This window comes from Paraburkholderia sp. (assembly GCF_036488505.1).
Lineage (GTDB): Bacteria > Pseudomonadota > Gammaproteobacteria > Burkholderiales > Burkholderiaceae > Paraburkholderia.
Genome location: NZ_DASXHN010000271.1, coordinates 1 through 12,793, shown reverse-complemented (window position 1 = coordinate 12,793; position 12,793 = coordinate 1). Strand labels below are relative to the sequence as shown.

At 65.2% G+C, this 12,793-nt stretch carries 7 protein-coding genes and 1 pseudogene; 3 read left to right on the top strand and 5 right to left on the bottom strand.

Annotated elements, in window-relative coordinates:
- Positions 1-77: 77 nt before the first annotated feature.
- The gene (locus VGH68_RS16085) at positions 78-2,813 is read left to right on the top strand and encodes a LuxR C-terminal-related transcriptional regulator (protein ID WP_331604640.1); all 2,736 of its coding nucleotides are present in this window, start codon (positions 78-80) and stop codon (positions 2,811-2,813) included.
- Positions 2,814-2,871: 58 nt separating this feature from the next.
- Here VGH68_RS16085 and phaZ read toward each other — a convergent pair whose 3' ends face one another.
- The 5 genes from phaZ to katG form a co-directional block, all read right to left on the bottom strand.
- A complete protein-coding gene (gene phaZ, locus VGH68_RS16080; RefSeq protein WP_331604639.1) occupies positions 2,872-3,705 on the bottom strand; it encodes a poly(3-hydroxyalkanoate) depolymerase in 834 nt (277 codons plus the stop codon).
- Positions 3,706-3,748: 43 nt separating this feature from the next.
- Positions 3,749-5,497 carry an alpha/beta fold hydrolase gene (locus tag VGH68_RS16075; RefSeq protein WP_414696952.1) on the bottom strand — a complete coding sequence of 583 codons (1,749 nt, stop codon included), beginning with the start codon at positions 5,495-5,497 and terminating at the stop codon, positions 3,749-3,751.
- 71 nt (positions 5,498-5,568) lie between these two features.
- Positions 5,569-6,033 (bottom strand): MaoC family dehydratase, encoded by a 465-nt coding sequence (locus VGH68_RS16070; RefSeq protein ID WP_331604638.1) that lies wholly within the window; start codon positions 6,031-6,033, stop codon positions 5,569-5,571.
- A 31-nt stretch (positions 6,034-6,064) separates the two neighbouring features.
- On the bottom strand, positions 6,065-7,708 hold the full coding sequence (locus VGH68_RS16065) for a fatty acid--CoA ligase (protein ID WP_331604637.1): 1,644 nt from the start codon (positions 7,706-7,708) through the stop codon (positions 6,065-6,067).
- A gap of 397 nt (positions 7,709-8,105) precedes the next feature.
- Positions 8,106-10,367, bottom strand: coding sequence for a catalase/peroxidase HPI (gene katG, locus VGH68_RS16060; protein ID WP_331604636.1), 2,262 nt, complete (start codon positions 10,365-10,367; stop codon positions 8,106-8,108).
- 516 nt (positions 10,368-10,883) lie between these two features.
- Here katG and VGH68_RS16055 point away from each other — a divergent pair.
- Positions 10,884-12,128, top strand: a complete 1,245-nt coding sequence (locus VGH68_RS16055; RefSeq protein ID WP_331604635.1) for a tyrosine-type recombinase/integrase — start codon at positions 10,884-10,886, stop codon at positions 12,126-12,128.
- 307 nt (positions 12,129-12,435) lie between these two features.
- Positions 12,436-12,793, top strand: a pseudogene (locus tag VGH68_RS16050) (hypothetical protein); the annotation flags it as partial.

Here is a 12,793-nt window from a genome sequence, read left to right as displayed (position 1 = left end):
CACCGCGCAGAATCCCCCTTACGGGGGACCGCGATCGCATCGAGCGCAAGCCGACATCCCAACCCGAGGACCCGCCGATGCCCGAATCAGACGCGGTGCCCGCCACCCACCCCCCGCTCTTTCCCGTCACCAAGGCGCTGCGGCCACGCCTGCCCGCTGGCCTGATCGATCGGCCACGGCTCGTCGCGCTTGCCGCGAAGGCGGAAAGCAGGCGGCTCACCGTGATCAAGGCGCCGGCCGGCTTCGGCAAGACGTCGCTCGCGCTCACGTGGATCGACCGGCGGCTGAACGCGAGCGGCGCGTTCATCGCGTGGCTGTCGCTCGATAGCGGCGACGACGAACCCGCGCGCTTTTTCCATCATCTGACGCAGGCCGTGCGCCATGCGTGCCCCAGCGCCGGCGCGGCCGCGCTGAGCCTGACCAGCGAGGCGTCGCTAGTGCCCGCGCAGGTGGTCGTGGCGACGCTGATCAACGAGCTCGTCGAAGCCGACGACGACGTCTATCTGTTTATCGACGACTATCATCTGATCAGCCTGAGCGCGATCCACGACGCGATGTCGTACTTCATCGAGCATGCGTCGTCGAACGTGCATGTGGTGATCTGCACGCGCACCGATCCGCCGCTGCCGCTCGCGCGTTTGCGCGCGAAGAACGATCTGCTCGAAGTCGATGCGGCAGCGCTGCGTTTCGACCTGGACGAAACCCGCAGCTTCGTCGAACACGAGTGTCCGGGCGGGTTGCGCGCGGCGAGCGTCAAATCGCTGTTCGCGCGCACCGAAGGGTGGGCCGCGGCGCTGCGTATTTCGGCATCGCTGCTCAGCCGCGACGACGGCCGCGCCGCGCTCGACGCACACGCGCCGACGGGCGCCTGCCTGCCGTTCGCCGCGTATCTCGAAGACATGCTCGAACATCTGCCGGCCGCGATGGTCGGCTTCATGTCGCGCACGTCGATACTCGAGCGGCTGAGCGCGCCGCTATGCGAGGCCGTCACCGGCGTCGCTGGCGCACGCGCGATGCTGGAGACCATCGCCGCGCGGCAGCTGCTGCTCGAACCGCTCGATCTCGAAGGCGTCTGGTTCCGCTATCACCCTCTGATGGGCGAGTACCTGCGCCGGCGGCTGGAAACGCGCCATCGCGACGAACTGGTGGAGCTGCATCGCCGTGCCTGCCAGTGGTACGCGGGCGAGCAGCAATGGACGGATGCCGTCAGACATGCGATCGCCGCGGGCGACACCGCGCACGCGATCTCGCTGATGGGCCGTTGCGCGATGGCGCTCGTCACCGGGGGCGATCTGCTGACACTGCTCGGCTGGCAACGGCAGTTCCCGGCTGAGCTGATGCGCGGGCAACCCAGGATCACGCTCGCGATCGCCTGGGGGATGGCGCTCGCGATGCGCTTTGACGAAGCACTCGCGATGCTCGACGAAATCGAGCGCGACGCCGGCGTGGCGGCGCCCGATGTGGCCGGCAATATCCGCTGGGAATGTCAGACGATCCGCGCGGTGGTCGCGGGGCTTCAGGACGATGCGCCGCGCGCGCTGACGCTCGCGCAAGCGTGTCTCGAACATCGGTCGACCGATATCTGGACCACCAACATCGCGTCCAATATCGTGCGCTTCGGCCATTGGAAAGCCGGCAACCTCGGCGCGCTGTACGCGACACCGTGGATTCCGTATTCGGTCGAGGAAGACCGGCGCAACGTCTTCGCGTCGGTCTACCGGCTATGCATGCTCGGTCACGCGGAGTTGCAGCAGATGCACTTCGTGCTCGCCGAACGCTATTTCACCGAGTCGGTCCAGCTCGCCGAACGCCATTGCGGTCCGAAGTCCATTGCCGTGGCGCTCTGCGCGCCGATGATCGCGCACATCTGGTACGAGCAGGGACGGCTCGACGAGGCCGAGGCGTTGCTGGTCGATCTGATGCCGGTGATCGATTTCGCCGTGCTGCTCGACAGCACGTTGTTCGCGTACCGCGTGCTGGTGCGCATCGCGATCGCACGTGCCGACACGGGTCATGCGCACGCGCTGCTCGATCAGGCGCAGAGCCTCGGCTATGGGCGCCGCTGGGACCGCTTGAGCGCGGGCGTGCTGGTCGAGCGCGCGCGGCTCTATCTGCGCGAAGACCGCATCACCGAAGCGGCGGCCTGCGTCGAGCAACTGGACCGGCTGGTGCAAGCGCGCGCCGTCGCCGCGAAGCCGGCGTCGCCCGAGATCGAGACGTTCCGCGCGACCGCGGTCGCGTGGCTGGCGATGGCCCAGAACCGCACCGAGGACGCGATCGGCGCGTTGAACCCGGCGCTGCGCAGCGTCGAAAGCCGGCACGCTGACTATCTCGCGCTGCGCCTGCGCACCACGCTCGCGCTCGTGTGGCTGCGCGCGAACGACGACGCGCGCGCGATCGAACTCTGTCGCGAGGTGCTGAACGCGAGCCGCGATATCTATCGCTCGATCCTCGATCAGGGGCCGGAAGTCGGCCGGTTGCTGCAAGCGGTTCGCGACCACACCCGCGCGAGCCCGCAGACGAAAGACGTGCTCGCGTATATCGATCGTTTGCTGGACGGCTGGCGAGCGATGTACGAACCGGGCGCCACGGCTGCGCGCGACACCGAACGCGAGCCGTTGAGCGCGCGCGAGCGCGGCATCGTCGCACTGATCGCGCAGGGTCAATCCAACAAGGAGATCGCGCGTACGCTCGGCATCGCGCCGGAAACCGTCAAGACCCATGTGAAGAACATCTTCGTCAAACTGGAAGTCGACAAGCGCGCGCAGGCCGTGGCGCGCGCGCAAGTGCTCGGACTGGTGGCGCCAGGCTAGCGCGACGGCGCCAGCCGCGCGGCCGGCCGCGCTTTGTCAGCGCCGCTTGCGAACCGACTCAAGCCGGCTGATCGCGCAGGAAGCTGCGCACCACAGGCGCCACTTCCTGCGCACGCGCGATCAGAAACAGATGACCGTCGTCGATCACATACAGCGTCGCATTGCGGATGCGGGTGGCGAGAATCTTCGCGTTGCCGAGCGGCACGATCGGGTCGTCGTCGCCGTGCATGACGAGCGTCGTCTGACGCAAGGCGCCAAGCCACGGCAAGCTCGTCCAGCCGGTCGCGGCCAGTAGTTGATACAGATAGCCGCGGCCACGCGGCGGCTGGATGTGCCGGCCATGCTCCTCCAGCAACGCCGGATCGCGCCGGTACGCACCGCCGTAGAGGTCGGCCCCGACGTGTTGCAGATAAAGCGGATCGAGGTAGCGGCGCGGGCCGATCATCTTCGCGAGCACCGACAGTTTCGCCGGCACCATCAGCACGCCGGGCGAGGTCGCCGCGAGGATCAGCCGTCGGCAGCGCCGCGGATACAGACGCGCGAACTGCTGCGCCAGCGCGCCGCCCCACGAGAGGCCGAGTACGTCGACCGGCCCGTCGATGCCGAGCCGCGACAGCAGCCTGTCGGTCAGTGCACACAGCGTCGAAAAGCGATACGGCAGCACCGGCGCGGGCGATTCGCCGACGCCCGGCACATCGAAGATGACCACGCTGACGTCATCGAGCGCGGCGACGAACGGCTCGAGCAGTTCGAGGTTCGCGCCGATGCCGTTGAAGACGACCAGCGGCGGCGATGCGTCGCTGCCGCGCGACGTGGCCACGCGCAGGGTCTGGCCGTCCAGATCGATCGTCTGGATTCGCAGACGGCAAGCGGACTGGGGGTTGATTGGCATCAGTTGTTTTCCGGGTGATCCAATTGAACTGCGGTGAAGAAACTCAGGCTTCGAGCACGTAGGTGCCGGGCGCCTTCGCGCCGGCCGGATGTCGCTCGCTACCGACGCCAGCCGGCGCGGCGCGCCGTTCGCCGGAGCGCCCGGCGAGCCACGCGCGCCAGTTGCCCCACCACGAATCGCGTTGCTCGCGCGCATTGGCGAGCCACGCATCGGCTTGGGCCGGCAGTTGCGGGTTGACGAAGAACTTCGCCTTCGGATTGCCCGGCGGATTGACGAGGCTCTGGATATGGCCGCTCGAACTCAGCACGAAGCGGGTATCGCCGCCGAACCGGCGGGCGGTGTTGTACACGCCTTTCCACGGCGTGATGTGGTCGGTCAGGCCGCCGACCACGTACTTGTCGCAGGTCACCTCCGACAGGTCGATCGGCGTGCCCAGCACGGTCAGCGCGCGCGGCTTGCCGAACAGATTGCCGGCGAAGATATCGAGCAGCTGGCCATGCAGGCCGGCGGGCAGGCGCGTCGCATCGTTGTTCCAGTAGAGGACGTCGAACGCGGGCGGCGGGTTGCCGAGCAGATAGTTGTTGACCCAGTAATTCCACACGAGGTCGTTGGGCCGCATCCACGCGAACACGCGCCCCATCTCTTCGCCGGCGAGCACCCCCTTGGCCGTGCTGCTGTGCTTCGCGGCCGCGATCGCCTCGGGCGTCGCAAACAGACCAATCTGCGAGTCGACCGTGTTGTCGAGCACGGCGACCATCAGCGTCGCCGCGTGCACGCTTTTGTCGCCCCGGCTCGCCAGATGGCCGAGCAACGCCGCAATCGTCATCGCGCCCGAGCACGCGCCGTGCAGGTTGACGTCGTCACAGCCGGTGATGTCGCGCACCGCCGCGATCGCTTCGATCAGCGCGGCGACATAGGTATCGAGATTCCAGTGGCTGTGCCCGGTGCCCGGATTGCGCCAGCTCACCACGAATACCTGAAACTCGTTGTTCACCAGGTACTCGACGATGCTCTTGCCGCCGGACAGGTCGAACACGTAGAACTTGTTGATCTGCGGCGGCACGATCAGTTGCGCCCGGGCATGAACGTGTTCCGTGGCCGGCGCGTATTGGATCAGTTCGAGCACTTCGTTGCGAAACACGACCGCGCCGGGCGACGTGCCGACGTTCTCACCGACCTTGAATGCGTTCTTGTCGACCTGGGCCGGCATGCCCCGGTTGCGCAGCAGGTCCATGACGAGATTGCGCATCCCGCCGAGCAGGCTCGCGCCGCCCGAATCGATGGCCTTCTTCAACGCCGTCGGGTTGCCGGGCAGCGTATTCGTCGGCGACATCGCATCGGTGTAGAGCGACATCACGAACTGCGCGCGCTCGCGCGTCTTCGCATCGAGCGCGGAACGCTCGACAAAGCCGGTCAGCGCGTCGCGCCACGCGAGATAGCCTTGCATCGCCGTGCGATAGAACGAATTGTCCTGCCACGCCGGGTCATTGAAACGCTTGTCGCCCTGCGGCGGCTTGCATTCCGAACTGCCGCTGAGCACCGCGAGCATATCGCGCGCGAGCGCCGCCTCCTGTTCGACGACCAACGCGGGCTGACGCAGCGCCTGCGCGCCGATCTGCTGCACGGTCGCGACAAGGTCGCGTGCGCGCAGCCCGACGAACGGGTTCGGCCCGGGCATGCCGTGCGCGGATGCCGCCGCTGTCTCGTCCGGTTGCGGGCTGTGATGTGCACCGCCGTTGTCGGTGCTGCCGGTATTCGCGATCGTGCTCATGCTTTGCTTGTTTGCCGCCATGTTGCCGCTCCTCGAACTGCTGTATCGGTTGCGCCGTTGCGCTGATGGTTGCGGTTACTCGTTGCACGCGTTCACGCGACCAGCATCGCCAATGTCTCGGCGATCAGCGCGGGCTTGTCCTCGCCGTCGATCTGCAACTCGTTCATCGTCTTCAGGATGAACCGGCCGCCGCCCGTCTTTTCCACCGACACCAGCGTCGCGCGATTGCGCACGCGCGCGCCCGCCTTGACCGGCGTCATGAAGCGCACCTTGTCGAGCCCGTAGTTCAGCCCGGCCGATGCGTCCGCGGGAATCAGGCCGATCTCGATCGACAGCGCGGCCAGCAGCGACAGCGTCAGATACCCGTGCGCGATCGTGCCGCCGAACGGGCTCTCACGGCTCGCGCGCTCGATGTCCGTATGAATCCATTGGCGGTCGCCGGTGCAGGCCGCGAATACGTCGATGCGCTGCTGATCGACGACGACCCAGTCCGACACGCCCAGTTCGCGACCGATGAACTGATCGATCGTCGCAATGCTGTATTCGTTGATGCTCATCGTGCTTGCTCCGTGGAGGCTTGGGGACCGGTCAGGCGAACTGCTCGCGCAACCACTTCTTGTTGGTCTTGCCGACGCTGGTCTTCTGCAGCGCGTCGACGAAACGGACGATCTGCGGCACCGCGTACTTCGAGATCTGCCCTGTCCTGCTGAAAGCCATCACGTGCTGCCTGAGCTCGTCCTCGCTGACATCGGTGTCCGCTTTGGCGACCACCAGCGCGACAGGACGCTCTCCCCATTTTTCGTCCTTGATGCCGATCACCGCGACTTCCGCGACACACGGATGCAGCGAAATCAGGCTCTCGATTTCGAGCGACGAAATCCACTCGCCGCCCGACTTGATCACGTCCTTGATGCGGTCGGTGATCTGCACGTTGCCGTGCGCGTCGATATTCGCGATGTCCTGGGTATGCAGGTAGCCGCCCGCCCACAGCTGCACGGACGCGTCGGGATTCTTCAGATAGCCCTGCGTGAGCCACGGTGCGCGCACGACGATCTCGCCGTAGGCCTTGCCGTCGTGCGCGGCCTCCTGCATGTTCTCGTCGACGATGCGCAGATCGACGAGCGGCACCGGAAAGCCGGTCTTGCAGCGCCAGCGCACTTCGTCGTCGAGATCGAGCGGCTGCGCATGCGGCGGAATCTGCGCGAGGCTCAGGATCGGGCAGGTCTCCGACATCCCGTAGCCGGAAAACACGTCGATGCCGCGATCGAGCGCCGCGCGCGCCAGACCGTGCGGCAACGCGCCGCCGCCGATGATCACTTTCCACTGGCTGAGGTCCGCGTGCTTCGCGGCGTCGCACGACAGCAGCATGTGCAGGATCGTGCTGACGCAATGCGAAAAGCTCACGCGTTCGTCGCGGATCAGTTGCACGAGCCGCTCGGGCTCGTAGCGGCCCGGATAGACCTGCTTTACCCCGAGCAGCGTCGCGACATACGGGATGCCCCATGCGTGTACGTGAAACATCGGCGTGAGCGGCATATACACGTCGCCGCGATGAAAGCGCTGTCCCGACACCGGGCTCGACAACGCGCCCGCCAACGTGATCGTGTGCAGCACCAGTTGGCGATGCGAGAAGTACACGCCCTTCGGCAGACCGGTAGTGCCGGTCGTGTAGAACGTGGTCGCGCGGGTGTTCTCGTCGAAGTCGGGGAAGTCGTAGCTGGCGGCGCTTTCGCCGAGCATCGCCTCGTATTCGGTCGCGAACGGGATAGTGTGCTCGTACGCTTGACTGCCTGGTTCGTCGATCCACACGAAGGTCTGAACCGTATGGAGCTGATCCCTGATCGCTTCGACCACCGGCAGAAAGTCGCTGTGCACGAACAGCACCTGCGCGCCGGCGTGGTTGATCGTATAGGCGATCTCGGCGTTCGACAGCCGCACGTTGACCGTCTGCAACACGGCTCCCATCATCGGCACCGCGAAGTACGACTCCAGATAGCGATGACTGTCCCAATCCATTACGGCGACGGTCGTGCCATGCCGCACGCCGAGCCGTTCCAGCCCGTTCGCGAGCCGCGCGATGCGCTCGCGCAGCGTCGCATAGGTGAGGCGCACGTCGCCGCGGTAGACGATTTCCTGCTCCAGGGCCTGCACGAACGGCGTATGCAGCAACTGCTTGATCAACAGCGGGTACGCATACGGGGATGGCGTCGGATCGTGGTCGATGTGCTGCATCTGGGTCTCCTGGGGTCGGTCAAGGGATCGTGCTGGCGGCGGTGCTGACAACGCGGCTGACACGGCTTCGTCGAAGCATGTCGCGCTCTGGTATCGCGAGTGACGCCATCATCGGCAGGTTCGGCGCGACGCAACATCCCCTGAACAGGGGATGCCGCGATGCGGGCGGGTTTCAGGATGGGCCGCGGCGCGCGGCGCAGCGACGCGGGGCCGGGCGGAGATAAAAAAGGGGCGATTACCGGTTTCGCGGCAATCGCCCCACATGCAGAACAACTATGTCAAGAACTACGCGTTACGCTTCGGTTTCATTACGCACACCGCCCCCACGTCGTAAAGTGCGGTGAAAAAAAAGCAGCGGTGCGAAGCACCGTCGCCGCCCGCTGCGTGCTGCGACGGTTCAAGCGAGATCGAAGCGGTCGAGGTTCATCACCTTGCCCCATGCGGCGACGAAGTCGCGCACGAATTTCTGCTTCCCGTCATTGCTTGCATACACTTCGCATAGCGAGCGCAGCTGGGAATTCGAGCCGAACACCAGATCGACCCGCGTGCCGGTCCACTTGCGTTGGCCGGTTTTCGCGGCGCGCCCTTCGAACACGTCGGCGGCGGCCGACAGCGGCTTCCATTCGGTGCCCATGTCGAGCAGGTTGCGAAAGAAGTCGTTGGTCAGCGTTCCCGGCCTGTCCGTCAGCACGCCATGCGCGTCGTTGCCGCTGTGAACGTTCAGCACGCGCAGCCCGCCGAGCAGCACCGTCATTTCGGGCACCGTCAGAGTCAGCAGTTGTGCCTTGTCGATCAGCAGCACTTCCGCCGGCACCTGCAAGCCAGCCTTCAGGTAGTTGCGGAAACCATCGGCAGCCGGCTCGAGCATCGCGACCGATTCGACCTCGGTCTGCTCCTGCGAAGCATCCGTGCGACCGGGCGCGAACGGCACCGTCACCTGCTGATCCGCGGCTGCCGCGGCCTGCTCGATCGCAGCACCGCCGGCCAGCACGATCAGATCGGCCAGTGAAATCTTCTTGCCGCCCGACTGCGCGCCGTTGAACTCGCTCTGGATGCCTTCCAGCACCTGCAGCACCTTCGCGAGCTCCACCGGCTGGTTCGCGTCCCAGTCCTTCTGCGGCGCGAGACGGATGCGCGCACCATTGGCGCCGCCGCGCTTGTCCGAGCCACGAAAGGTCGATGCCGACGCCCACGCGGTCGTCACCAGTTGCGGCACGGACAGGCCCGACGCGAGGATCTTCTGCTTGAGCGCGGCGATGTCCTGAGCGTCGACGAGCGGATGATCGACGGCGGGGACCGGGTCTTGCCACGGCAGTTGTTCGGCCGGCACTTCCGGGCCGAGGTAACGGGCACGCGGTCCCATGTCGCGGTGCGTGAGCTTGTACCAGGCGCGCGCGAACGCATCGGCGAATTGGTCCGGGTTTTCCAGAAAGCGGCGCGAAATCTTTTCGTAGGCCGGGTCGAAGCGCAGCGACAGATCGGTCGTGAGCATCGCCGGCATCACCTTCTTCGACGGATCGTGCGCGTGCGGGTAAGTCGCTTGCGCATCTTTCGCGACCCACTGGTTCGCGCCCGCGGGGCTCTTCGTCAGTTCCCATTCGTGGCCGAACAGGCTCTCGAAGAAGCTCATATCCCACTGCGTCGGCGTGCCGGTCCACGTGACTTCCAGACCGCTCGTGATCGTGTCGCCACCGCGACCGGTGCCGAAGCTGTTGCTCCAGCCGAGCCCCTGGTTCTCGAGGCCGGCGCCCTCGGGTTCCGGTCCGACGTTGTCGGCCGGGCCCGCGCCGTGGGTCTTGCCAAAGGTGTGACCGCCGGCGATCAGCGCGACGGTTTCCTCGTCGTTCATCGCCATGCGCGCGAAGGTTTCGCGGATGTCGAGCGCCGCGGCAAGCGGATCGGGGTTGCCGTCCGGGCCTTCCGGGTTCACGTAGATCAGACCCATCTGTACCGCGCCGAGTGGACTTTCGAGGTTGCGGCCGGTGTCGGTGCGGCTCAGTTCGGTGCCGTGCAGTTCCGCGTCGGCGACCAGCACGCCTTCGTCGTCCTGCTTGCCTGCCGCGCCCTTGCCATAGCGCACGTCACCGCCGAGCCAGGTTTTTTCGTTGCCCCAGTAGACGTCCTGATCCGGCTCCCAGGTGTCCTCACGGCCGCCGCCGAAACCGAAGGTCCTGAAGCCCATCGTTTCCAGTGCGACGTTGCCGGTCAGCACCAGCAGGTCGGCCCACGAAATCTTCTGGCCATATTTCTGCTTGATCGGCCACAGCAGACGCCGCGCCTTGTCGAGGCTGACGTTATCGGGCCAGCTATTGAGCGGCGCGAAACGCTGCTGGCCTCGCCCTGCGCCGCCACGGCCGTCGCCGATGCGATAGGTGCCGGCGCTGTGCCATGCCATGCGGATAAAGAGCGGCCCGTAGTGACCGAAGTCGGCGGGCCACCACGGCTGTGAATCGGTCATCAGCGCGGCGAGGTCTTTCTTGAGCTCGGCGAAATCGAGGCTTTTGAATGCCTCCGCATAGTTGAATTCCTCGTCCAGCGGATTCGAGCGGTTCGAATGCTGGCTCAGCAGATCCAGACGCAGCGCTTTCGGCCACCAGTCACGATTGGTTGTCCCGCCGCCGGCGGAATGAATGAACGGGCACTTTGCTTCATTTGACATGCGTTCTCTCCTTGGGAGGATGTCTTCGTTATGCGCTTGCCATGGTGTCAGCCTTCCATGGCAACTTGACGGTCTAAAGACCTGCCCGCTGGCCGGGCCAACGCGGCAGTGCGCTCATCTACCGTTACTACGGTTGTCGTCATTCATCTTGCATGGATCAGGGGTCGAGGGAGGAAGGCCGCCGGTGTAGCCGGCAGGTTGATATGCTGGTTGATGCACCGCTTGATGCATCGCTTGATGCACGCATTGCTTTAATTGGCGCGCACAGGCCATTCCAATATAGGCGAGCGCAAAGTTCAATAGAATTCGATTACGGCAATGCCGGTCATAGCTCGCTGCTATACCGTCGTGCAGCCGCACCGTGTTGCACGTCGTGCGATCATCGCGTGGCGGCCCGAGCGGGTGTCGCCATCATAATGCCGGCGATGCGCGCACGATCGTTTTGCGCCAGACGAAGCCGACCGTGTGATAGTGTTCCGCGCCAGCCTCGAGGCGTTTGAAGGAGAGTTCCGAACCGTGTCCAAAGCCGCACCGCAAGCCGCCTCTTACGCTCAACTCGCCACTGTCCAGCCCGTCGAAGCGCTGGTCGTGCCGGCCACGCTCGATGGCCGCGACGGCACCAATCGCGGTGCCGCCGAGAACTCGCAACTGTCCGCGCGTAACGATCTCGATGCGGTGCGCGCGTGGTTGTCGAATTACGCGGACACCAGGACCACCTTCGACAATTACCGCAAGGAAGCCGAGCGGCTTCTGCTATGGGCGGTCGTGCAGCTCGGCAAGCCGCTGTCGTCGCTCACGCACGAGGATCTGCTGCTGTTCAAGGCGTTTATCGCCGATCCGCAGCCGGCCGCGCGCTGGGTATCGGCGACCGGCGGTAAATATCCGCGCGGCGACGAGCGCTGGCGTCCGTTCAACGGGCCGCTTTCTGCCGCGAGCCAGCGTCAGGCGCTGATCATTCTGAACGCGATGTTCACGTGGCTCGTGAACGCCGGTTATCTGCGCGGCAATCCGATGGCGCTGCTGCGGCAACGGGCGAAACGCTCGGCGCCGCGCGTCACCCGTTATCTGTCGACGTCGCTGTGGGACGAAGTGAAGCTGTTCGTCGAGCAACTGCCCCGCGACACCGGCGCGCAGCGCGCGTATTACGCGCGTTGCCGCTGGCTGACCACGCTGTTCTATCTGCAGGGCATGCGGATTTCGGAGGTTGCCGGCGGCCAGATGGGCCAGTTCTTCAGACGGCTCGGCACCGACGGCCAAGACCAGTGGTGGCTTGAGACGCTCGGCAAGGGCGACAAGGAGCGGATCGTGCCGGTGTCGATCGAACTGATCGAGGAGCTGCGCAGCTATCGCACGCTCAACGGCCTTGCCGCGCTGCCGACCCGTGCGGAAGAAACGCCGCTCGTCATACCGTTCACCGGGCGCAACCGCTGCCTGTCGCGCTCGGCGATCCACGACGCGATCAAGGGTATCTTTGCCGGCGCGGCGACGTGGCTGCGCGCCCGCGGTCCGGAATTCGCCGATCGCGCCGATGAGCTCGAGCGCGCGTCCGCGCACTGGCTGCGGCATACCGCCGGCTCGCATCAGGCCGACGGCGGCGTCGATCTACGCACGATCCGCGACAACCTCGGCCATGTATCGCTGAATACCACCAGTCTTTATCTGCACACCGAAGACGATTCGCGGCATGCGGAGACCGTTAACCGGCATCGGATGAACTGGGGCGAAGCGAAGCCGGAAGACGGCAATCCGGACGGTAATTAAACGCGGTATCGAGGCAGGATTTGCCGCGTATTTTATGGTCGTTTTCTCCATAGAATCAGGCATAAAGCAACGGGTGAGCGCGTGGCCAGACGCCTGCGGCCGCGTGCGTCACGCTGACCGTTTTCATCGCCAATCGATCCGGACGGCATAAATCAACGTTCACTCGTCATTCAAACGATCGGTGTCTCGTAATACCCTGTAACTGTAAAAACCCCTGAATCGGCGATCCCCATATCAAGAACGGAAAATACCGGTCGTTAAGAAATCGTCGTTCGACAAATAATCAATACAGATCGGGGATCCGAAGTTGAAAACCATAACCCACGCGCTACTGGCATCGGCCGCGTGCGCGGCCTTTCTCGCCGGCTGCGCAACCAACGAGCAAGGCCAGCTCGTCATCGACCCGAACAAGGTGAATGAAGTGATCGCGAGCGCGCTGACGCCGCCGCCTCCTGCGCCGATGATCGTCGAGCCCGCGTATGAACCGTTGCCGACCGATGTCTATGTCGCCAACGTGGTCGACCGCGATGTGGTGATCGTCGGTGGCGATACGTATGTCTGGGTCAACGGTCCCGATGGCGTCCGGCATCGTCAGTTCTATGCGCATGGCGACCACCGCGCGGACGTGTTGCATCGCCGCGAGGAATTGCATCGCGTGATGGCCA

What these genes read in the sequence shown, in the direction of transcription:
- VGH68_RS16085 (WP_331604640.1), top strand. Translation starts at nt 78, where the DNA reads ATGCCCGAATCAGACGCGGTGCCCGCCACCCACCCCCCGCTCTTTCCC.
- phaZ (WP_331604639.1), bottom strand. Translation starts at nt 3,705, where the DNA reads ATGCCAATCAACCCCCAGTCCGCTTGCCGTCTGCGAATCCAGACGATC.
- VGH68_RS16075 (WP_414696952.1), bottom strand. Translation starts at nt 5,497, where the DNA reads ATGGCGGCAAACAAGCAAAGCATGAGCACGATCGCGAATACCGGCAGC.
- VGH68_RS16070 (WP_331604638.1), bottom strand. Translation starts at nt 6,033, where the DNA reads ATGAGCATCAACGAATACAGCATTGCGACGATCGATCAGTTCATCGGT.
- VGH68_RS16065 (WP_331604637.1), bottom strand. Translation starts at nt 7,708, where the DNA reads ATGCAGCACATCGACCACGATCCGACGCCATCCCCGTATGCGTACCCG.
- katG (WP_331604636.1), bottom strand. Translation starts at nt 10,367, where the DNA reads ATGTCAAATGAAGCAAAGTGCCCGTTCATTCATTCCGCCGGCGGCGGG.